This is a genomic window from Flavobacterium sp. GQ95, assembly GCF_059758655.1.
This window is the reverse complement of sequence record NZ_JCAXEB010000006.1, coordinates 1-22931: the sequence shown is the minus strand read 5'-3', so window position 1 is coordinate 22931 and position 22931 is coordinate 1. Positions and strand designations below refer to the sequence as shown.

23 protein-coding genes are annotated in these 22931 nt (G+C 31.2%); 13 read left to right on the top strand and 10 right to left on the bottom strand.

Going from position 1 to position 22931, the window contains the following annotated elements:
- Positions 1-11: 11 nt before the first annotated feature.
- The gene (locus AC6CH4_RS12590) at positions 12-1970 is read left to right on the top strand and encodes an LTA synthase family protein (RefSeq protein ID WP_498103424.1); all 1959 of its coding nucleotides are present in this window, start codon (positions 12-14) and stop codon (positions 1968-1970) included.
- Positions 1970-2854 (top strand): diacylglycerol/lipid kinase family protein, encoded by an 885-nt coding sequence (locus AC6CH4_RS12585; protein ID WP_498103423.1) that lies wholly within the window; start codon positions 1970-1972, stop codon positions 2852-2854. The genes AC6CH4_RS12590 and AC6CH4_RS12585 overlap by 1 nt, the downstream gene beginning before the upstream one ends.
- Before the next feature lie 79 nt (positions 2855-2933).
- Here AC6CH4_RS12585 and AC6CH4_RS12580 read toward each other — a convergent pair whose 3' ends face one another.
- A complete protein-coding gene (locus AC6CH4_RS12580; protein ID WP_498103422.1) occupies positions 2934-3692 on the bottom strand; it encodes a phosphatase PAP2 family protein in 759 nt (252 codons plus the stop codon).
- Between the two features lie 430 nt (positions 3693-4122).
- Between AC6CH4_RS12580 and AC6CH4_RS12575 the strand changes: the two genes are divergently transcribed.
- Together AC6CH4_RS12575 and AC6CH4_RS12570 are read left to right on the top strand one after the other, a co-directional pair.
- Positions 4123-4863: a DUF6597 domain-containing transcriptional factor gene (locus tag AC6CH4_RS12575; protein ID WP_498103421.1), complete on the top strand. Its 741-nt coding sequence runs from the start codon at positions 4123-4125 to the stop codon at positions 4861-4863.
- A gap of 72 nt (positions 4864-4935) precedes the next feature.
- Positions 4936-5505, top strand: coding sequence for a dihydrofolate reductase family protein (locus tag AC6CH4_RS12570; RefSeq protein WP_498103420.1), 570 nt, complete (start codon positions 4936-4938; stop codon positions 5503-5505).
- Between the two features lie 351 nt (positions 5506-5856).
- Here the strand turns inward: AC6CH4_RS12570 and AC6CH4_RS12565 are convergent, their stop codons facing one another.
- Genes AC6CH4_RS12565 through AC6CH4_RS12555 form a run of 3 tightly spaced genes read right to left on the bottom strand, consistent with a single transcriptional unit; the run spans position 5857 to position 6878 of the window.
- The gene (locus AC6CH4_RS12565; protein ID WP_498103419.1) at positions 5857-5988 is read right to left on the bottom strand and encodes a hypothetical protein; all 132 of its coding nucleotides are present in this window, start codon (positions 5986-5988) and stop codon (positions 5857-5859) included.
- Between the two features lie 44 nt (positions 5989-6032).
- Positions 6033-6686 carry a PDDEXK nuclease domain-containing protein gene (locus AC6CH4_RS12560; RefSeq protein ID WP_498103983.1) on the bottom strand — a complete coding sequence of 218 codons (654 nt, stop codon included), beginning with the start codon at positions 6684-6686 and terminating at the stop codon, positions 6033-6035.
- A gap of 60 nt (positions 6687-6746) precedes the next feature.
- The gene (locus AC6CH4_RS12555; RefSeq protein ID WP_498103418.1) at positions 6747-6878 is read right to left on the bottom strand and encodes a hypothetical protein; all 132 of its coding nucleotides are present in this window, start codon (positions 6876-6878) and stop codon (positions 6747-6749) included.
- A 1336-nt stretch (positions 6879-8214) separates the two neighbouring features.
- Between AC6CH4_RS12555 and AC6CH4_RS12550 the strand changes: the two genes are divergently transcribed.
- The 5 genes from AC6CH4_RS12550 (at position 8215) to AC6CH4_RS12530 (ending at position 11564) form a co-directional block, all read left to right on the top strand.
- A complete protein-coding gene (locus tag AC6CH4_RS12550; RefSeq protein WP_498103417.1) occupies positions 8215-9624 on the top strand; it encodes a hypothetical protein in 1410 nt (469 codons plus the stop codon).
- Positions 9624-9953 (top strand): DUF4325 domain-containing protein, encoded by a 330-nt coding sequence (locus AC6CH4_RS12545; RefSeq protein ID WP_498103416.1) that lies wholly within the window; start codon positions 9624-9626, stop codon positions 9951-9953. Before AC6CH4_RS12550 ends, AC6CH4_RS12545 begins: the two co-directional genes overlap by 1 nt.
- On the top strand, positions 9937-10524 hold the full coding sequence (locus AC6CH4_RS12540; RefSeq protein WP_498103415.1) for a hypothetical protein: 588 nt from the start codon (positions 9937-9939) through the stop codon (positions 10522-10524). Before AC6CH4_RS12545 ends, AC6CH4_RS12540 begins: the two co-directional genes overlap by 17 nt.
- Positions 10525-10830: 306 nt before the next feature.
- Positions 10831-10992: a hypothetical protein gene (locus AC6CH4_RS12535; protein WP_498103414.1), complete on the top strand. Its 162-nt coding sequence runs from the start codon at positions 10831-10833 to the stop codon at positions 10990-10992.
- Positions 10992-11564: a GNAT family N-acetyltransferase gene (locus AC6CH4_RS12530; RefSeq protein WP_498103413.1), complete on the top strand. Its 573-nt coding sequence runs from the start codon at positions 10992-10994 to the stop codon at positions 11562-11564. The genes AC6CH4_RS12535 and AC6CH4_RS12530 overlap by 1 nt, the downstream gene beginning before the upstream one ends.
- A gap of 609 nt (positions 11565-12173) precedes the next feature.
- Here the strand turns inward: AC6CH4_RS12530 and AC6CH4_RS12525 are convergent.
- Positions 12174-13289, bottom strand: a complete 1116-nt coding sequence (locus tag AC6CH4_RS12525; protein ID WP_498103412.1) for a Fic family protein — start codon at positions 13287-13289, stop codon at positions 12174-12176.
- Between the two features lie 557 nt (positions 13290-13846).
- Between AC6CH4_RS12525 and AC6CH4_RS12520 the strand changes: the two genes are divergently transcribed.
- The 3 genes from AC6CH4_RS12520 (at position 13847) to AC6CH4_RS12510 (ending at position 15848) form a co-directional block, all read left to right on the top strand.
- Positions 13847-15010, top strand: a complete 1164-nt coding sequence (locus AC6CH4_RS12520; protein ID WP_498103411.1) for an IS3 family transposase — start codon at positions 13847-13849, stop codon at positions 15008-15010.
- A 120-nt stretch (positions 15011-15130) separates the two neighbouring features.
- Complete coding sequence (locus AC6CH4_RS12515; RefSeq protein WP_498103410.1) at positions 15131-15730, top strand: IS3 family transposase; 600 nt, start codon at positions 15131-15133, stop codon at positions 15728-15730.
- Positions 15731-15752: 22 nt separating this feature from the next.
- Positions 15753-15848: a tetratricopeptide repeat protein gene (locus tag AC6CH4_RS12510; protein WP_498103409.1), complete on the top strand. Its 96-nt coding sequence runs from the start codon at positions 15753-15755 to the stop codon at positions 15846-15848.
- A 1120-nt stretch (positions 15849-16968) separates the two neighbouring features.
- On the opposite strand, the gene AC6CH4_RS12505 is transcribed toward AC6CH4_RS12510, so the two are convergent.
- Complete coding sequence (locus AC6CH4_RS12505) at positions 16969-17952, bottom strand: nucleotidyl transferase AbiEii/AbiGii toxin family protein (protein WP_498103408.1); 984 nt, start codon at positions 17950-17952, stop codon at positions 16969-16971.
- Positions 17952-18272 carry a hypothetical protein gene (locus AC6CH4_RS12500; RefSeq protein WP_498103991.1) on the bottom strand — a complete coding sequence of 107 codons (321 nt, stop codon included), beginning with the start codon at positions 18270-18272 and terminating at the stop codon, positions 17952-17954. Before AC6CH4_RS12500 ends, AC6CH4_RS12505 begins: the two co-directional genes overlap by 1 nt.
- Here AC6CH4_RS12500 and AC6CH4_RS12495 point away from each other — a divergent pair.
- On the top strand, positions 18223-18414 hold the full coding sequence (locus tag AC6CH4_RS12495) for an EthD domain-containing protein (protein ID WP_498103407.1): 192 nt from the start codon (positions 18223-18225) through the stop codon (positions 18412-18414). The genes AC6CH4_RS12500 and AC6CH4_RS12495 overlap by 50 nt on opposite strands.
- A 426-nt stretch (positions 18415-18840) precedes the next feature.
- Here AC6CH4_RS12495 and AC6CH4_RS12490 read toward each other — a convergent pair whose 3' ends face one another.
- The 3 genes from AC6CH4_RS12490 to AC6CH4_RS12480 all read right to left on the bottom strand — a co-directional run bounded on the left by AC6CH4_RS12490 (position 18841) and on the right by AC6CH4_RS12480 (position 22797).
- The gene (locus AC6CH4_RS12490) at positions 18841-20670 is read right to left on the bottom strand and encodes a S8 family serine peptidase (RefSeq protein WP_498103406.1); all 1830 of its coding nucleotides are present in this window, start codon (positions 20668-20670) and stop codon (positions 18841-18843) included.
- Between the two features lie 290 nt (positions 20671-20960).
- Complete coding sequence (locus AC6CH4_RS12485; protein WP_498103405.1) at positions 20961-21656, bottom strand: glycoside hydrolase family 78 protein; 696 nt, start codon at positions 21654-21656, stop codon at positions 20961-20963.
- Between the two features lie 778 nt (positions 21657-22434).
- Positions 22435-22797 carry an integrase core domain-containing protein gene (locus AC6CH4_RS12480; protein ID WP_498103981.1) on the bottom strand — a complete coding sequence of 121 codons (363 nt, stop codon included), beginning with the start codon at positions 22795-22797 and terminating at the stop codon, positions 22435-22437.
- Between the last annotated feature and the right edge of the window lie 134 nt (positions 22798-22931).

The window sequence follows — 22931 nt, the reverse complement described above, 5'->3', positions numbered from 1 at the left end:
AGTAAAAATATATGAATAAATTATCTTCAAAATACGGCAGATATTCGCTGTTGTTTCATTTCATTATCTGGTTTTTAATCCTTTCGCAGTTTCTGAGAGTTTCCTTTTTCATATGGCAATATGATGAAGTTTCTTGGAAGTTGATTACTCTTTTAAGAACATTCTTTACAGGTTTGTTTTTTGATTTTGGCACTATTACTTTCATTTCACTCTTCAGTATATTTTATTATAGTCTAATACCTAATAAATGGATTGGCTCTATTTTAGATAAAGTCCTTATTTATTTTTTCACATCACTCGCGGTCTTTATTCTTGTATTTACTTTTTTTGCCGAATTGACATTTTGGGATGAATTTAAAACAAAATTTAATTTTATAGCCGTTGATTATCTTATCTATACCCATGAAGTTGTAGCCAATATTAAACAATCTTACCCACTTCCTTTGCTAATTGGCGGAGTTTTACTGCTAAGTTTAGCATTTCTATTTCTTTTTTATAAAAGAAAAGCCTTTGCAACAACTTTTACTTCAAAAGCGACTTTTAAAACTAGACTTTCGGTTTTATCTTCAGCTATTATTTTGGCTCTATTTTTTGGTTTCTTTATTAGCAACAATCAGGCAGAATGGTCTTCAAATCGATATAATTCTGAAATTTCAAAGTCAGGAATTTATTCTTTTTTTGCTGCCTTTAGGAATAACCAGATGAAATATGTTGACTTCTATACCTCAATTCATAATGACAAAGCTTTTGGTATTATAAGAAAGAAACTGGCATCTGGTAATATTGTTTATTATAAAAGTGATTATTCTATTCACAGAAAAATAACAGACAGCGCTGCTTCTCTTAAAAACAAAAATGTTGTTTTTATTTTAGTTGAAAGCCTTAGTGGAAGTTTTCTTAAGGAATTTGGAAATAAAGAAAACATAACCCCATTTCTGGACAGTCTCGCCCAAAAAAGCATCTTTTTTAAGGATTTATATGCCACTGGAACCAGAACCGTCAGAGGTATGGAAGCTGTTACTTTATGTATTCCTCCCACGCCAGGCCAGAGTATTGTGAAAAGACCTAATAATCAAAATCTTTATACGGTTTCTAATGTTTTTAAATCCAGAAAATACCATTGTAATTTTTTCTATGGCGGAGACGGTTACTTCGACAACATGAACGCCTATTTTGGAGGCAACGGATTTACTATTTACGATCGTGGACGAGGAAGCGTTTTGAGCGACGAAATTAAAACGGTTCGTCATAATATAAATGATAACGAGGTAATTTTTGAGAATGCATGGGGAATTTGTGATCAGGACATTTTCAATAAAATGCTAAAAGTTGCAGACGCGCAATACAAAACCGGAAAACCATTTTTCAATTTTGTGATGACAACTTCCAATCATAGGCCTTTTACTTATCCGTCAGGAAAAATTGACATTCCATCGGGAACAAGCCGCGAAGGAGCGGTAAAATATACCGATTTTGCACTGAAAGAATTATTCAAAAAAGCCAAAACAAAACCCTGGTTCAAAAACACGGTATTTGTAATCATTGCAGATCATTGTGCGAGCAGTGCCGGCAAAGATGAAATAGATGTTGCCAATTACCATATTCCGGCTTTCATTGTGAATTTACCTGAAAATCAGAATCAAAAAATAGCGCAGCAATGTTCGCAAATCGACCTATGGCCTACTCTTTTTTCTTTGTTTCACTGGAACTATGAATCTGATTTTTTTGGAAAAAATGTTTTGGATGACCATTTTGAGCAAAGAGCATTAATGGGAACGTATCGCAAATTGGTTTTGATGAAAAAGGAAAAAGTAATGATCTTATCAGACCAGAAGAAACAGGCCTTTTATTTCTGGAACAAAAAAGATAATAGTCTTAAACCTCTTACTATCGATCGATCATTTTTGGAAGAAACTATTTCATGGTACCAGACTGCCGATTTTCTTTTTACCAATAAACTTTTAAAATAATGATTTACATTCATTTTATAATCAATCCTATTTCGGGAAGCGGGAAACATAATTTGTCTGCTTCCTATCTTTTGAATCAATTTTCTAAAGAGAAATATAAAATTGTGGTTGATTATTCCAATCAAAAAAAGCATGCCATAGTACTCACAAAAGCGGCCATTTTACAAAATCCCGATTATATAATTGCTTGTGGAGGAGACGGAACCATCAATGAAGTAGCTTCATGCCTTGTGGGAACCTCAATAAAATTAGGGATTATTCCTGTAGGTTCAGGTAACGGACTGGCATCTAACTTGAATATTCCGAGAAATTTTGACAATGCAATTGCTATTATTAAAAAAGGAAATTCAACATCGATAGATGTTGGGCAACTGAATCATAAATACTTTTTTAGTAATATGGGCATTGGTATTGATGCAATGATTATTAAAAAATATGAGAGAGCAGGAAAAAGAACACTTCCCGCTTACATCAAGGCTGCATTATCTTCCAGCTTAGAATTTAAACCGCAAAAAACCATTGTACATTTTAACGGTCAGATTCTGGAAACAGATCCTTTGATGTTATTCATATCTAATTCGAACGAAATGGGATATAACATGAGCCTGACTCCAAAAGCAAGTCTTCATGACGGATTATTGGATATGGTTATTATTCCGAAATTGTCCTTTCTTGAAAAAACAATGCTGGGTTATTATGTTCTTCGAAACTCCATAGAAAAATTTAAAAAGGCAAAACACTTTTTAGTAAAAGATATTCAAATCCAAATGCCGTCCAAAATCTTCATTGATGCCCAGATTGACGGAGAACAGTATAATTTAAAAACCAATGAAGTAAAAATAAGCATACTTCCGAAGGCTTTGCAGGTTCTGGTTGATTTATAAATAATATTAATTCCATAGATAGACTTACTTTAATCTGTCTATGGAAATTAATTTTGCGGTCACTAAATCCTATGCTGTTTTAAAATTGTCTTACGAAACTGCATCCTAATTCTTTTCCATTATAAAAAGGCATAATCATCGATGTGGTTTTATTTTCTTTTGAGGACTTAAAGACCTTATTCTGCAAATAAGGATAAATCCAATAAGCAGTTTTTGTACTTATTATTCCTATACCTGCGCCCGCCACTACATCTGTAAGCCAGTGCCTGTCATTATACATTCTAAAAAGCCCCGTTCCTGTTGCTACTGCATATCCTGCAATTCCGTACCAAATTGATTGATCCTTATATTCCTGATACATAAATTCGGCTCCCGCGAAAGCAGTAGCCGTATGTCCTGAAGGAAATGAGTTATTGGAAGATCCGTCCGGTCTTTCAACTTTAGTGATATTTTTCAGAGCAAATACCGAAACACTCATCATTAAATAAGAACTCGCCAAAATAATAGAGCGGTCTTTTAGGTTGTTTTTCCCTTTCACACCAAAAGCATTAAGTGCGTAAACAGAAGCTGCAGGTGCCCATTGAGAAAAATCATCAATAGAAACTTTATGATCTATATCCTCATTTACTTCTTCTTTAATTTCTGCATTATAGCTTTTAAGCTGATCACTTTCCAAACCAATAAAACCATATCCTAAAAGAACTCCGGGAATGATCAATTGTTTATAATTGAACTTTAAATTGGGTATAGTATCTTGTACAACGATTGTATCACTTATTTTGTTTTGTGCACAAATCGAAGTCATACCAAAAAGGAATAAGAGGAAGGTTTTTAACATTTTTAAAAAAGATTAGAAATTACTAATTACGCTTGTTTGAATAAAAATAAACATAGTTTTTCCTCATAGGGAACAGATTAATTAAGACAATAAGTTCTTTATCTTTAAGAATTAATTATAAGGCAAAGTTGAAGATGAAATCTGAAGAAATTCTGCATTTATCGAGAGACTACTTTTTTTAACAAAAATTTAATTAAGTGTAATTTCAGACTTTAATTAAAAAAGATTCTATTCTATAAACGAGCGTGCACATCTCATAATCACTTCATAAGTATCTTCAGCAAAACCGTTTTCTATTTAAAAAAGTTAATAAATTAGCCCCATAAACATAAGACATATATCTACTCAAAAACTTGTTTTCTTAAGAATCCCTTATGGTTGTTATAAAACCATTTTTTCAGTTTATTGTAAAACAAAACCACAGAAATCGATGGAGTTGAAATATAAAAAAATAAAACCTTGCAAAGAATTAGAACCTTTTATTCATTTCTATTGGGAACTGAAGGGAAACGAACTTGAAGGACAATGGGAACGGGTTTTTCCAGACGGCTGTGCTGGTATAGTGGTGAATTTGGGGAATACTTGTTTGACAGACAATGGCTTGCTTTCTATGAAGTTTGGTAAAACTTATGTAGTCGGTGCAATGAATTCATTCAAAGACAGTTTTATTGAAAGCGATACACATTTATTAGGTGTGTGTCTAAAACCTGCAACATTTGCTAATTTCTATAACTATACTTCACAAAATGAGCTGACTAATAACACTATTGAATTTGAAAAATCCAATTCATTTAATGTTGATAGAATATTTTATAACCCATTCAATTATTTTGACCATTTTTTTTCCGAAAGAATAAAAAGCAAAAACACCCAATTACAATTAGTTATCAATGATATAAATGCAGCAAACGGGCAAATTAGCATTGACGAACTATCAAAAAGAAATTTCACAACTATACGACAATTGGAGCGAAATTTTAAAAAGTACATTGGATTGACACCAAAAGAATATTCAAATATTATACGCTTTCAAAATGCTTTAAGTATAATCAAAAGTTCAAGTAAAAATCGGAGCTTATTAGATATTGCATATGAGTGCGGATATTTTGACCATTCACATCTTACTAATGAAATCAAGCGAAATACAGGAATTTCACCATCACTGCTTTAATTTGTCGCATTTTTACAAAGAACAATTATTTGTCTAAAGGTAAATTTGCAAAAACATTAAAATTTAAAACAGATGCGAAAAATATCACTTTTCATCGCAATGAGCTTAGACGGTTACATTGCAAAACCAAATGACGACCTAAACTTCCTGAAAATAGTAGAAAAAGAAGGAGAAGATTATGGCTATGCATCATTTACAAGCGAAATTGACACAATAATTATTGGTAGGAGAACTTATGATTATGTACTTAAAGAAATCGGGGCATCTCATTACGACAATGGACAACGAGATGTCTATGTAATAACAAGAACAGAAAGACCGCAAGTTGGCAGAACTATTTTCTACACAGGTAACATTGTCAAATTAGTCAAACGCCTAAAGTCAGAAAAAGGAAAGAATATTTATTGCGATGGTGGTTCAGAAGTAATAAACGAACTATTGAAGCACGACTTAATAGACGAACTCATAATTTCGGTCATACCAGTTTTACTAGGCAATGGAACAAGACTTTTTAATAATGGAAGACCTGAACAAACACTTGAATTCATAACAGCAAAAACATTTGATACTGGATTGACGCAATTGCATTACAAACGGAAAAAACAAACAACGAGTCAGATATATTCATTTCATTTTTTTTGATGTTTTTCAAAGTTTGATAATGATTGACTCGCTTTTTTTGTAAATCTGTAAAAGTCTATTTTTATTAAATTAGAACTATATTTCAAAACGTAACAGCTTAAAAAAAAAACAATAATATTGTCACTTAAAGTTTTGTGGCAGAATCGTGGCACACCAATATTGTAAAAATAGAAAACGAGTTATAATAGCGGATCCAACAGTTAGATTCGAATCTGCAACTCCCCATTAAAAGGGTAATGTTGTAAAAATAACTTACCAATAGTTTTTTTTTAAATTTTTAAAGGTCATTTAAAAATTAATTGTCCTTTAATTTCAATTGTGTCCATAGTATGGCATAAGTGGATTTGAAATTTATTCAGAAAGATATTTTCTTTCTATTTTTTCTTTTGCTTCAGTTAGTAATGAATGAATTTTTTCTTCAAACTGCTTTTTAGGTGGTAAATCGGTCCAGTATTCAGCAACTATTATTCCATCTTTGTGCATTTCAAGTAATTTTATTTGTTCACGACTGCTTTCTGCGCAGAGTATTAATCCAATTGGTGTTTTTCACCTTCTTGCTTTTCATACTTGTCCAGCCATCGCAAATATAACTCCATTTGACCTTTGTGTTTAGCTTGGAATTTCCCTAATTTTAATTCAATTGCTACTAGTCGTTTTAATTTACGATGATAAAATAGTAAATCTAAATTAAAATCTTCACCATCTATGATCATCCTTTTTTGACGTTCCACAAATGTAAATCCTTTCCCAAGCTCAAGAATGAATTTTTCTAACTCATACAATATTGCCTGCTCTAAATCCTCTTCCAAATATGCATTTCCTAAATTTAAAAAATCCAATAAATAAGGATCTTTGAAACTATATTGTAAATTATAATCAGAAGTAGGTATCTGTAGGTTTGCTATTGTTGTACGTTCAAAAGTTTTCTTTTCTATTTGTTTTCGAAGCTCCCTTACACTCATTAGTTGATTGCTTACTTGATTTGCATAAAATATCATAGCGTCATGATTTTTTATGGGCAATAATTCAATAAAGTGTGACCAGCTTAATTTTTGAGAAAATTTTATCACCATTTGCTTATCTGAAAATTGCTTTGCAAAACGAAGCATTCGTCTTAAATTCTTTTCAGTAAAACTTCTGCCATATTTAGTTTCCAATTGTGCCGACAGTGTCGGCACAATTTGTTTTCCATATTCAGCGCGCTTATTTTGAAGTATAGTTTCATTAATTCTAAAACCTATTTACCAAAAAAGTAATGTCAAAGTAGCATTATTTTGAACAATAACTTGCTGCTGGCTTTGCTCTACAAGTTGAGATAATTCATTAAGTAAATCAATTTCAATAAATGTTATATTATTTTCTTTATCCGCCATCATATGATTATTAATAGTAAGTGTCGTAGAATGTATCTTACAAAAACAAAAATATTGAAAGTAAGTTAACGCAGATATAAATATATTTATCAAACTTTATTTTAAGGTTAAAACAGACATTTTAAAAGTTAGTATGAATTACGTCTGTCTTGTAGACACAATTATAATATCAAAAATCGGCAAAAAATAATTTCTCTTGATTTTGAAATTGGCTTCTTTCTACAACAAAATTTTATGGTGGTAAGTTTATTTACTATAATAAATTATCACCATTTTTAATTTTGTGGCAGAATCGTGGCACATGATGTTTGGAGTGGATACCTTTTTTGCCACAAAAGTTAAGGCGGTTTTTTAAAGATATTTCACCATTCTAAGTTTTGTGGCAAAATCGTGGCACACGGTGTTTTTGAAAACTAGAAAGTCAACAAAATAAGGTTCTGACGAGTTTAGGTTCGAATATATTATAAACTTACGATGTTTTCTCATTATTTCTGGTATTCAATTCGCCGTAATTGTAAATAAACCAAAAATTAACAAAACAACAGATACTCAACTGTGATAGTTAACAACTGTAGTTACTATTCGTACAACTGTGTTCGCGCAGTGTCCAGATTTTTTTTTTCTCTAATGTTTTTTAGAGCCTTTGAGCGTTGGTATTAAAATTATAAAAAATTAAATTTAAGTTATACTGAAACAACTGTAAATAGGCCATTACTATTATTTCATATCACACATCTAGTTGTACATTTGTACAAAACTAATGTAAAATCGAAAAAAAATGAGCTGATAACAATTATTGAATTAATTTGTTACTAATATAGTTATGCGCAAATACATGTTACTAATTCTCTTTTATTATTTAATTTCTTGAACGTTCTAGCGAGTTATAAACTCTATTAAAATACTAGAAACATCGTTTTTTGAAATTAATAGGTTTAAAAAATGCACATATTAATTCATTTAGTTGATTATGGACAAGATTGAAGACATTAAACACATTGACTATAAATTAACAACAATTAATACCTGACGAATAACAGTACTAAGATTACATTAATAAATTCTATATAGTAATGATACATTTCTTAAACAAACTTTGAAAAAGTTGATATAAATCAAAATTAGACTACGTAGAAATACCTGTTTACAATTGTTCTTAAAAATATTTAGATAAAATCTGCGAGAAGAAGACTATTTATATTATATGTTTGTCAACTGCAATGCAAAAAGTAGTGGAGTATAAGATTTACAAACATTTGAAGCTTTAAATACTTTAATTCTGTGAAAAGAAAATTTATATTAGAGGTTCGAATCTTGTGTTAAAAACTTGTTGTTGATGAATAAAAATTCTGATTTGTTTAAATCCCGTAAAGCTTTAAAAGTATTTTTAAAAGCTAATAAAAGAAAGAAAAAATTAAAAAGACAATATATAGGTTATCTTAAGCATAAGGGATCAGTACACCGAAGTCAAAAATTAACGAGAGACTATCTTAAACCGAAATTTACAGGACACCAATTAAAGCTTTTCAAAAAAAAACCAGAATATAATGATGTAATACAATTTCTTATACCACGTTATAAAAAATTTTCTGAAAGACAATTACCTGCAAATGAAGATGGCAACTTAATTGTTCCCAAAACATTTTCAATTTCTGAGAATACTGAAGAGTCAATGTATTTTTTAAAGAGACTTTTTCATTGTTTATACTCTGAAAAACCAAAATTAATTATCGTAGATTACATCCTTTGTGAATATTTAGACGTTGATGCATCAGCATGTATGGACTTAATTTTAGACGGATTTATTAAATACTACAACAGGTGCTTAAACAAAGGACATAGAGTTAAAATAAATAGAATTTTGCCAAAGAACTTTCAAAATAAGCCACAAATTAGTAATGTTCTTTTTTCAATTGGTGCGTATAAAAATGTAAAGCAATTCGATATGATAAAAAGTCCTGATGCAGACTTTATAGCTTTTCATTTAAGAATTGGCGACAAGCAACACGACAAAACAGGTGTTTTTAAAGAAATACATGAAACTGAAATAGTTGATTATGTTATTGATTGTTTAGCTAGTTCCGGTCATACGCTAACATCTATCGCAGAGGGTAATCTATCAAAAGTCGTTGGAGAAGTTATGGCCAACGCAGAGGAACATTCAAATTTTCGATATCGATATGCTATTGGATATTTTTTGAAGCCTAATAAAATTAATAACGAATTGGGAGTTTTTAAATTATCAATTTTTAACTTTGGACAAACAATTTATGAATCATTTTCTAAGAATGATAATTGTAATTCGGTAGTTGTTGAACAGATGTCAGATCTATCGGATCAATATACTGCCAAGAGCTGGTTTAAGAAAGCTAAATTTGAAGAAGAAACATTATGGACACTATATTCATTACAAGAGGGCGTTACCTCTGTTAAAAACTGGAAAAGAGGAAAAGGTACAATAAGATTTATCGACCGTTTTTTTAAGTTAAAGGGGGATGATTGTAGCGACAATATGTCAAAGTTAACGCTCATATCTGGCAATTCTAAAATTATATTTGATGGAACTTACCCTCTACGGGAAATTATAAAAGGAAATAATGAAAAACCATTGCAAGTAATGACATTTAATGATAGTGGTAATATTACTGAACTACCTAACGATAAATACGTTACCTTTGTGCCCCCAACTTTTCCGGGTACATTGATAACAGCTAAGATTTGTTTAACAAATAAGAATATAATATAATGGAAGCAATAATTGATTTGTCTGATTTTAGGACACCAGGATCCAAAGTCTTTACAGGAAGAGATAGAGGAATCGTTGTTCGAAATAATTCTAAAATTGATGAACTTATTACAAACAATGATCACATAGAAATTGTAGTACCTGAAGACATTAGGTCTATTAATCCATCATTTTTGGAAGAATTTTTAATTAATGTGGTACAAAAATTAGGCAAAACTAATTTTTATAAAAATGTTTTCTTCAAAACTTCGGGAAGATATGATATTGAGGAAGATTTACAAGAAGCTGTTGATAGTATATTAAGGGAAGAAAATGGACTTTCAAAATAAGTTCTACATTCATTTTATTTTTCAAAAGGCAAATCCTTGGCATGTGGAGTTATCTGATATTGCCGATATTGCGCAGGTTTTTATTGCTTTAGTAAATATCGGACTCGTTATTTTTATAATCCGAACTGATCTAAAAAAAACAAGCGATGCAAAAATGGATGAAGCTCTTAAAAATTCTACATCTATCAAACTTCAAGGTTTTAAAGATTTCATTATTACTCCAAATTTCGATCATCTTCAAGATTTTTTTAATAACCTTCTAACTCTAAAACAAAAAATTACTTCTGCACAGATTGATGAAGAATTAAATATTGAACTTAATAAATTCATTAAAAGCGAGGTTAGTAAATTTAGAGTTAACTTTAATGATGCTATTTTAAATGTTAATAGGGCACTTTTTGATGCTATAAAGTTAAAAATAGAGGAATTAAGCGATCACTTAGTTACTGTAATTTCTGATGGCAGTTATGATTTAACAGATGTTGAGCTTTTCTCAACTCACATTGGCACTCCAATTAATTACACCAAAAACGAAATTGTTGCATTAATAATCACCTATAAAGGGGATTAAATTGCGTTAATTTATCCCATTTAATCTCTGAACAAACTTGAACAGGAACTAGCATTTTACTTAATTAATCGTGCTATAGGAATTGGTGTAAATAGCACCAATTCCTATATCGAGCAAGGTATTTTAATGATATACATTTGTGAGTGAACTAGTTTCATATGCAACTATAGTAAAAAACTGCAGCAATAGTTGTACAATTTATACATCTATTGTATATTTGCGAGGTCGAAAACAAATAAAAAGTATGTTTTTCCGTAATTACAATTTGTTTTTAGATCAAATATTTTTTAATCAAATACACTAACAATGGCAAAGCCTATCAAAAATACTCCTGTTTTAAGAGGTAAAGAAGCTGTTAACTTTTACAAATCTATTGATTCAAATCGAGATAAAAAAGTTAGTGTTGAAACTTTGACTTCAATCAGAACTGATGCGAGTAAATTAAAAGAACTTCTAAAGGTTAATTAATGTCCTTTACAGGATTTTCATTTTCAAAATTAAATTCTAGTACAAACATTCTACCTTTTGATTGTGGTGATGAGGATTTAAATAGTTTCCTATATAATAAAGCTATACCATACAAAAAAGAATTACTAGCAACTACCTATTTACTTGAAAGTGATAAAAAAACTATCGCATATTTAAGTATATATAATGATGCGTTGGCTGTTCAGGAAAAAGATTTTGCTTCTAAAAGCGCATTGAATAGAGCATTAAAAGAAATAATTGAACATCCCAAAAGGCATTTGAGACAATTTCCTGCAATAAAAATTGGTAGGCTCGCGGTTTGCGAATCGACAAAAAAAGAAAGAAAAGGAATTGGTAGAACTCTTGTGAATTTCGTTATAAATTTTGCACTAGAGCAAAATAACGATTGTGCCTGTCAATTAATAACAGTTGATGCATATCGTGAATCACTTGACTTTTATAAAAAACTAGGATTTACGTTTCTTACTGAAAATGATAAAGAAGAAGATACACGGCAAATGTATCTCGATCTTAGACCTCTAATGAATACTATTGCAGAAGTATCTAAATAACCTTTTTGATTGGATACCTTTTTTTACCACAAAAAGTTAAGGCGGCTTTTAAAGATATTTCACCATTAAGTTTTGTGGCAGAATCGTGGCACAAAATACTTTTCTCATCTAAATACCTAACGAAATAAGGTTATAAGAAGTTTAGGTTCGAAACTTTTAGAAATACGTTGTTTTTTTAGTTTTTTTTTCAGGAGGGTTCGAGTCCCGTTCCCGTTACAAATAGTACTTCTAAATATGTTTACTTGTAATTTAATTTTTATGGCAGAATCCTGACACATTGTATTTTTAAAAATTAGCTAGTCAACAAAAACAAGGTTTAGGAACTTAGGTCAGAAAATTTTAGACTCCATTAATTTTCTGAGTGCAGCTATAACAGCTGCTTTTTTTTGAAGGTTTTCACGAATTCTTAATAATAACAGGCTTAAATATGAGTTCTTTTCAAAATGAATTAAATCAATTATATATTGATTTTCTATACATATTAATATTGATATGTATACAAATGTGTGGTTTTCTATATGTATTATTTTAATCAAGTTTTCTTAAACAACAGATTTAAAAAGCATTTATTAAAACATTAAATATCTACACTCTACACTATTATGTGGATTAAACTCGTACTAATTTCATTAATGGTTCAAAAGCATACATTGCTGCCCGCCTTCCAGAAGCTTCTTCTTTTAAGACTAAGTAATCATTATCTAATAATTTTTTTATAATTATACCTGCTGTAGCATTTGGAATTTTTGTATTACTTACAAATTTGTTGTTTCTAAATACTGGATAAGTAAAAATAAAATCAACAATTTCCATATTCCATTTTGATGATAACAGTTCTGAAAAATCCAATTTTGTTGATTCATATAAATTCTTAATATTATCTGCAATAAGAAGATTTCTGATTGCTTGATTTTCCACTGCAGTCAAAAAGAATTTTATCCATTCATTCCAATCACCTGTTCGCGAAACATTTCGCATATGTTCTATATATTCATCTTTGTGTTCTTCAAAATAACCGCTGATATAGAAGTGTGGTTGTGAAAGTATTTTATCTTTCCATAAATTAAGGGTAATAAGCATTCGCCCAATTCTGCCATTTCCGTCTTTAAAAGGGTGCAATGCCTCAAACTCCAAGTGCATTATTGCTGTTTTAATTAGTGGGGGCAATTCAGAAATTTCAAGATAATGAAATAAATTTTCTAATCCTTCATCTAATTTTTCAGGACTTACAGGAATAAATTGTATTTCCTTTTTCATTTTATCTGCAAGGTAGTTTTGCTCTTTTTTGAACTCACCTGGTGATTTATTTGCCCCTCTACCTAAATATAACAGTTGTTGGTGCATTTGTCTGATAAAATTTAATGAAAAACTATAACCGCTTTCTAACGCAGCTTGGGCATTAGTAAGAGTTCGTTGATATAGAATAGTTTCAATAATATCGGACTTGGTAGTTGGATTTTCCATCCCTTCATTATCTGCTTCATATTGCAATATTTCATCCATAGTACTAATTGTTCCTTCAATACGTGAAGAAATTACAGCTTCTTGATTACGTAATGGTGCTAACAGAATTTCTGTATTATGCAAATTTTTCAGCATTTGATCATAACGTGCTAATGCATCGGTTGCTTTTACAAGTTCTTGTATGAAAATCGAATAATTAATTTCACTAGGAGGAAAATTTCCGTAGTGATAGTTTACTGCATTATTCAAATTATAATCCATAGCGCATTTTTTTGCTTACAAAAATATACAAAAAATGAGTATCAAATGAACTACGTAACATTAATTTATTAGTTTTTGATATCAAGTTTTTTTGTTTACATAATATGTAATCTAATTACATTGTTTACATAAAATAATTAAAAAGTGTAATCAACGTTTTTTGTTTACATAATATGTAATCTAATTACATTGTTTACATAAAATAATTAAAAAGTGTAATCAACATTTTTTGTTTACAATATATGTAATCTAATTACATTGTTAACATAAAACAATCAAAAACTGTAATCAATTTCTAGGCATAGGAAAATTAACGTAACTATTGTATTTTGGTAACCAAAGTCTTTTCAAAAAAGATTTTAATTTTGTGGCAGAATCGTGGCAGATGGTGTTTTTGAAAATTACAAATTCAGCAAAATCAAACACTAAGAAGTTTAGGTTCGAATGTATTGGCGACCAAAAAATCCCCTCTAGCTTATATGCAGATATTCTTCAAATCGAAATTAGTTTATTAAATTATTTTTCAGATAGTTAAGAACAGTATAAAGAATCATCTTATGGTAGAAAAGCGAAAAAAATATGACCGCATTTTTAAAGAGAATGCAGTGAAATTAAGTTATGAGAAAAGCAGCACTAAAAAAGTTGCAGATGAACTTGGAATATTACCATGCATACTGACCAGGTGGCGACAGGAGTTTGAAAAATTTGGTGCAGGAAGTTTTCAGGGATCTGGTTATGCAAATGTACATCCAGACAACAGTTTTTCTTTGAACCTTGAAAAAAAATCAAAAGAATCAGAGCTCAGATTTGAGATTTTAAAAAATGCAACTCCTCATCTTTATCAGGGGAACCTAATAATTTATCAGTTCATATATGACAACGAAAAAAAATACTCAATTACTCAAATGTGTAAAGTATTGGAAGTTGGGATTGGAAGATATATCAGATGGAAAAAAAACGGAATTTCAGAAAAACAACGGTATATAACGTTATTAAAAAAAGATATAGCTTCGATATTTTTAAGGTTTAAAAAGCACTATGGAAGAAAGAAAATCACAAAAGAACTCCATAAACTGGGATATAAAATTGTAGAAAGACAGGTATCATTTTATATGAAGCAGTTAGGCCTAAGAAGAATAGCCAAAAGAAAATTTAAGGTAACAACTAATTCAAGTCATAGTTACTACATAGCTCCGAATGTTTTAAATCGTGAATTTAAAGTAGATGCCCCCTCTAAAGTTTGGGTTTCTGACATCACCTATATTCAAACCAATAGAGGCTTTTTATATCTAACCATTATTATGGATTTGTTTGACAGAAAGATAATCGGCTGGAGTTTAGGCTGTAGACTTTTCACTGCAAAAACTACATTACCTGCTTTGGAAATGGCTGTAAGGAACCGTACAGTTTCAAAAGGGTTAATATTTCATTCTGACAGGGGGGTTCAATATGCTAATAAAGCTTTTAGCAATAAACTTAATTCTTATCAATGTATAAGAAGTATGAGTCGTAAGGGGATCAGCATCGACAACGCTGTTTCTGAAAGTTTTTTCAATTCATTAAAAAGAGAATTAATACATCGGAAAAGTAAACTCATTACTCAAAAACTAATGAAAATGGAAATAATAGAATTTATCGAAAATTGGTATAATAAAAAAAGAATACATTCTGCATTGAACTATAAAACTATAGAGCAATTTACTGCAATTAATAACTTATAGAAGTCCGAGTAACTTTCATTAAATAATTATTATATGAAGGCATTATAATAATTATAAAAGGATATAGTTTGATTTATATAAGGCATGGGAAAAGTTAGCAAATAAACTTAAATGTCGTGCATGAAAAGAAACAGAAAAGAATATGATTTCGTTTTCAAAGAGAAGGCAGTACTGCTTAGTTATGAAAGGAGTTGCAGTTTAGCAAAACTGGAAAAAGAACTAGGCTTGTATACAGCTGCATTAAGCACATGGCGTCGGGAATATGAAAAATTCAATAGAGAAGATTCCTTAGCAAATGATTATTTAAAATTAAATCTTGAAAGGCAAAGAAATCAAGAGCTTGAAAAAAAAACTAAAAAATCAGATTTAAAATTTGAAATTTTAAAAAATGCCGGTAAATATCTTCACCAGGAGAAACCCATGATTTTTCGTTTTATGGCAAGCAATGAAAAGATATATTCCATTAGATTAATGTGCGAAGTTTTAGGCATTCACAGATGCACTTACAGACGATGGAAGAATGGGTATATTACAGAGAAGCAAAAAAGAAAAATCTTAATTCAGAATGAAATAACATCCATATTCTTTGCTTTTAAAGAGCGTTATGGATGTCCGCGAATTACAATAGAACTCCGTAATGCCGGATATAAGATATCATGCACCACAGTATATGAATATATGAGAGAATTAGGTTTGTCCAGCAAAGTAAAAAAGAATTAAATGTCTTTATAAAACAAATATTATGGGTGAAGCATACATGATACTTGGGCAAAAATCTTTAGCAATCGAAAATTATGAAAAATCACTAATTATAAACCCCAATAATAAAAATGGATAGGCAATGATTAACCAACTAAAAAATGAGTAAATAAAAAACTTCATTTACAAAAGTTTCGGTTTATTTTGGTTCTTCCCTATTATAAAGAATTGGATATTTGAAAAAATAATCCTTAAAATTCTATTTTAATAATAATTTAGGATTTAACAAATCCATTACGAGTCAATTTTCGTATATTAATTAAAAGCAGTTATCATGGAAACATCACCGCTATTTCGTACAAAAATTCTATGGATACTTGCCAGTAGATATGGCATGTGTTACACTTTAGAAGAGCTCACTACTCTTCTTAGTCCAGTTATACATGTTTCAACAACATTTGCAAGCAAGATATCCAGTGAAAAAGAAAATCAAGCCAGAGTGCTAGAAGCTCTAATACTTTTGAATGACGAGGGCCATATCTTTTTAAATTCTGATACCGACAAAAGTTCCATAACCATACAAGGTCTTATTAAAGTTAATAATAAGGTCTTTTGTAATTAACTTAAATCTTAACGGTTATAATGCTCTTGTTACTATTTTAATTGGCAGCTTTTGATTCACATTTCAAAAATTCAAAAGCTTATAATATTCATTATTCTATTATTTATGGTTACAAACCAGAATTTAAATTCATTAATGTGAAAAGTGCAATCAACAAGCGCCGTCTTGTATAATATGCAAAGGCCAGCTTTTATACAAGATGGAGTAAAAGTTCAAGACTCAAAAGGTCGATAGTAGACTTAAAAAATTATTAATTCAATTTTGTGGCACATTCGTGGCACATGTGATTTTGCAAATTAGAAATGTAGAAATAACAAGGGCTATACCATTTAGGTTCGAATGTGCAGCTATCCGTTTTTCTCAAGATTTTGCCGCTGAAAAATCAGCCACTTTCGGGAAGAAACAGATCCAACCGATGACCTGAAAGAAATTCAACTATTGCAAAAAATGGAAAAATGGCTGAAAGAATATCATAAGGAGAAAATAGATGGATAACAATTTATTATATCTACAGTTTTTTCAACTTTTTAAAGTAAATCAGTTTAGCTTTTTGCTTAAAATAAATCACTCAGACAATTCACTTTTTTCAAATCTTTGAATAATAAATATTTGCCAGCGCTTAATTTTTTCTGAAATATTATTTTGTTATCGGCCAATCCATTTTCTGAATTCTCCCAGATAGAAACATCAGAGTCTCCAAAACTTCACCCTCCTTTGGAAGTTCACCAGTCACCATTTCTTTAAACGAAGAAGTATAAGTTTTCTTTAATTGTTCCCACACAGCTGCAGTACTTTTAAATAATAGTGCATCTCCATGGTGCACATATAGCCAGTTTTTATTATTAGGAATGGCCTTATCATCATCGAGTCCGACCTGCAGCAGCATTTGATCAAATTCTTTTGAAGCAGTGAATTCTTTAATTTTGTCCTGCTTTAACAGCAGATGAAGATCATAAGTGTGGCGCACCTTTTTAGACAATTCTTCAATGGGGTTTTCCGTATGTGAAAAACGCACCAGACTGATAATTTTCTCGCAGAACGTGCGTTCAATTCCCAGCGCCGTAACTTGAAAATCCTCAAGCCCGAATCTTTCAATAAGTTCAGGAGTCTGGCTTTGTTTAATACATTCTGCTATCAAGCTACAGATATACGTGGTCTGGCTGGGCTCAGAACTTCCCATATGAGAAACCTCAACCGCAATAAATTCTCCAACCTCACCATACTGTCCTAGCATGCCCAGCTTGGGAAAAGAATATACTATTTTACGAATACTCCCTTTTTTATTTGTACCGGGATGATCCTCAACAGAATTTAATATCGAATCATCTGTTATATTCGTTACTTCTTTTACTTTATTTTTTAATGCGTTGCCAGAATCACCAGGCTCTTTTATAATTATGAGGTCAATGTCTTCAGAGAACCTGTGAATAATTTTATAACATTTGGAAAGGGATGTTCCGCCTTTAAAAACAATATTATCTTTTACTGCAGACGAAAACAGCTCTTGCAGTGCATACGTAACCCAGTAATCTTTCTCTATTAAAATCTCTGAAACTTTAAAATGGTCCGCCGCAATTACAATGGCTCCTTCAAAACTGTCTTTATCTAAATGTAAATTCATTATCCTATGTTCCAGAAATTAACAGTAGGCAGTAATTCCGCAGTAATCCCATACTGGTAACGGCTTGCTGGATTAATTGACGCCTTTAGCTTCTTTAAGTCTCCGAAATCCTTTATATCTTCCAGCACCGCTCCAAGCAGCGCTCTTACTTTTGGAGGATATGAGATCCCGTAAGATACCAGCTTTTTAATCTCATCATTTTTTAAACGACCTATTTCTTTTTTTAAATAGGTAAGTAAGTATATAAGGAAATATGTAGTTCCACATCCTATGGAAATGGAAGGGTTTCCTAAACCAATATATGATGGACTAACTGACACTTATTTTGATTCGATGCAAGATTTTAACAGCTTTTTCTCCAGTATAAATTACCTTGAAAAAGTAAATCCAGATGAAAGTGATTTCATCACATTAAATACTGTTTTAGTGCTAGTAAGTCATGAGACGGGAGTGATAGGCTAATCTAAAACTGCTATAGTAATTAAAGACTCTTTAAAAGCTGCAAAGTCCAGAGAAAAATACACCCTTTGGACTTTTAGCTTTAGAAAATATTGCATAAATTTTAAATCCCACAGGTTTTTGGTAGTGATCTGAAAACAATGAATTCCATGAGTTTAGAAAATAAAAAAACTCCAAAATCAAATGACCTTGGAGTTTTTGGAAGTTTGTGGCCCTTACGAGCCTGTTTACGAACATTTCTTACTAGATTTAAAGAAAATTTCATTGGTATAAGTATGAAAGTAATTTCTGTTTTTATTTCAAAAGTTAATAAATTTAGGTGTTTTCACTTGTGTTTAAGTGATAAGCTATGACAGTTTAACTTTAACTAAAAATCAAACTCTTTTATTTTTAAATTTATATATCTTATTGAGATAATATCATCGTTTATCAGCGAACACCTTTATCTAAATTTCCATATAATTTTAATGTAGGGGCTTTACCTGATTTTAGATAATTGAGAGCCGCTTCAATGTTTACAAGTCCGTGTCCGAAAAGATTATCAACTCCTTTCTCTCCTATATCGGTAGCGGTCTGCATAAGTATTTCTACTAATTCTTTAGGGGTTCTTGACGTATTATATTTTTTATTGGCCTCTAGCATAAGCGCCATTATACCTGAGAAACTAGCTGTTGCCTGAGATGTAGCACCGTTACCGGTTTCCATAATAGATAAAGTATAATGTCTTGCACTGCCTGCATGTGATCTTAAAGTACTATTACCAAAAACGGCCTGCAGGGTTACAAAAGCACCTCTGGCATTTGTAAAATCTGTTATATAAGGTAGAAATATATCTCTACTATTGTAATCTGTAGGATCGTTTTTCACACCGCTATTATTTCCTAATGATCTTGACACAATCAAACCTTTTTGGATTCGACTGGAATACCCTTCTTGATCCGAGAGACGACCACCTCCTGAACAATTAATTACATCAACATTTTGATTGTCAATTATCTGCAGTGCTTTAGCATTATTAGTACATAAGGTATTTATGTCAAGAAGATCTACTTTTGGAGCGTAGCCTAGTGCATATCGGGCCATCTGCGCACCATGATTACCAAATTCGTCTACAAATGGATCATCTAAATCTATTGACCTAAAAATAACAGCTGGATAAACTTCACTTGCTTTGGCTATTCCCCAATCGATTATTGCCAACTTAATTCCTTTCCCAGTAAGGCTTTGACTAGTTGCAGCAGAACGCTTATGTATTATGTAGGCATTTTCAAGTTGTCCTTTGTGAAATGACGAGAGACTAATATCCCAATTTATATTTCCATCAAAATTGTTGGATAGGCGTATAAATTTCATTTCTTCTGGAAAAGATTGAGTACTAAATTCAATCATTTTTCCTTCTATTGTTTTTCCCGATTCCTTGCCTATAACCACCCCACTTTCAACTATCATTTCATATCTTGCCTGATAAGCCATTTCCCTTATTGGAAGCTTTGGAAGTCTTATTGTCCTGCCTTCCACCACAAGGTCATTCGAAGATATTGATACTACACCACTACCTCCTTCTACAGGTGTAACTTTTATAATTTTGTTGGGGGTAACCGTTACGTTCTCCGAAAATGTAAGTACAAAAGATTCATATAACTTAACCCCAGCTGATTTATCCGCGGGAGCGGATGACACTATTTTTAAACTTTGTTTTAGTTGCACAAGTTCTACTTTTTCTAAATACAATACGGTTTGCGATTGTTCACTTAATTGAATACTAAATGTATTGGAACCTTTTTTAAGTGATGGAAGACCAGAGAGATTAAAAGTAACTATTCCTCCATAAACAGGGACTGATCCTCTTATTTTGCTGCCGTTCAGAAAAACATCAACTAATGTACTTTCTCCCCAGCCAGCCCAAGTGACCCGCATTGCAAGCCCTTCTTGTATATGTGCAAAAGTTTCTTTAAAAGTGAAAGGTATGTTTACTATAGTGCCGCGGCCTGTAACCCTCCATAAATTATAGTTAAAATCATAACTACCTTTAATTTGTGGGCTTCCAAAAATTCCCAAAATATTATATTTCACAAGTTTATTTTGGTCAATTCTAGCTGAAATACTCCCCCATACTTCAAAATCAGCAGGTTTAGCGAAATTAGCAGAATTTTTTTGGCTCAAAGGCGGAAGGCCACTTAATAATTCCGGAGTTTTACTTTCATCCTCGCAAGAGGATAGGGCAATAAGTAGAGTGATAAATAATAAAAAATGTTTCATAAATATTAAATTGAGTTAGAATTCATCTCAAAAGTTGTCTGAACTAGTTAATTATATGACAAAAAGGCAACTCAGATATACACGTGTAGCAAACTATTTTGCATACAATTGTTGTCAACGACATAAAAAGGATATCGTATATAATGCATAGCTGTTTGCAGACAGTAGGGTTCTTTATAACTAAACCACCCTGTGCACTTTCAGTGCGGAGCCTCAGATCAGTAAAATTACTTTGATATTTCACTGAGTTTGTAGTTTCGCTATGTAGTCCCCAAGAAAAGTCTCTCTTTTTAGTTGGTTTTAAAGTTCCAAACCTGGCCTACTGTTTCTGCTTCATGATTGTCTTTTGCAACAATTTTCCAGAAATATTCTTTGCCGGTATCTACATTGATTCTCAGTATTTTACCACTTTGGCTTTCGCTTACTTTAGTGATTGGAGGATTAACATTTCCTAAATAAACATCATAGGTCAAAACATCATCAACATCTGGATCAACAGCATTCCACTGAATTGTCACAGGTCCACTTGTAAGGAATGAATTCATCACTGGCTGTACTAATTCAGGCAGAAAAGGAACATGATTAACCTTAGGGTCACCTGCTGTATAAAATTTAAAAACCTCAGAATACCCACCTGAAAGGCCTTTCTTGTCAATTGCCTTTATTCTCCAGTAGTAAAGTGAATTTTTATTAAGATCGATCTTTTGAATGGTAAGTGATACTGCTTTTGATTGATCAATTTTTAAAAACTTATTATCCTGTGCTACCTCGATTTGATAAGTTATGTTATCTTCATCGGGATCCACTGTAGCATTCCATTGAAATGCTACAGAATTCTCAAGGCATAATTTGCCATTGGCCGGAGAGGTTAAAACAGGAACTGACGGTGCTCTGTTTTCTTGTGTCTGGGGTTCATCAGAATCTTTATCAGAGCATCCCGCAATCAAAATACCTATAATGATCAATAAATATACTTGAATTTTCATCTTTTATTTTTTTATAATTTTCACATTAACTAATGTACTTAAACTTACCTGGGCAAAATATATTCCTGAAGGTTGGTCTTCCTGAGTTAGATGTACCCTTCCATTTTCAATAGTATAGTTTTTAGTAGAAATTAATCTTCCTAACGAAGAAACCGCTACTTGTACTTGAAAGTGCCGGCCCCACTCCATTGGCAATAATATCGGCATTCAGCCCTGAGACACAATCCCTTAATACTTGCTGCAACATCGATTGCCTATTTTCTATTAAGATCTATTAAAAAATATTAGGACATACATTCCTCATTAATTTTCTATGTTTTTTTATTTTAAGAAAAATCCACTCACATATAGTTTCAATCTTAAAATAGAAACTCAGAAAAACTTATTGATCATTTTAAGGAGGCAACAAATCTAACACAAGAAATTTCTTATTCTAGAAAAAGCATTACACAGGTTTGCACGTGTAGAAATAAAAAAAACAACTCGCTTATTATAAAATAGTTATACTCAGAAAAGAGTAACAACTAAGTAGAGAATTTGATAATAAAAGACATGAATCTAAACAATTGCTATTTTTTCAGCTACTTAATATCGCTAATTATAGCTCGTTTGCAACGTCATTAAAATGCTTTTAAATAATTTCAAATCTTAAAAAAGATTTAGCATAATCCAAAAATGAAAAACTTTATAAAGTGGAAAAAGCGGTCAAATTGACTGTCTCGTCCTGAAATTACTTGTCGTTTTTAATTTATAATCCTAGATTTAGTTTACATCAAAACTAAATTAGTACTGATTTTACTTTACAAGTTATTTTTATTATTTCACTATTAGGAATATTAGAATATCGTATTAAACAATTTCGATTTGATTTACCTCCTTTCCTTTTTTTTTTTTGCCTTGGATATCCTTTCCAGTGTTTTTTAATTGTACCTGAGATTTGATGAGCTTGGTTAGGTGTTAGATAATCAAGACTTGAATGAGGTCGTCTTAAGTTATAGTGATCGATAATAATTCTTATGTTTTTCTTTGTTTCTTTATGGTTCTGATAGATCTTTTTAGGGAAGAACTCATTTTTTATAATCTCATTAACTCTCTCAGCCAGTGCATTCTCGTATGGACTGCCACTCTGAGTCATACTTATTGCTATTTTATCCTCATTTAAAGTGTTGTGTAATTCTGCGAACAGTACTGTATTCCCCTGTCAGAATGATGTATTAATATAAAAGAAGATACTGTCTTCTGTTTTTTAACGCCATCTTCAGAGCCTCTATACAA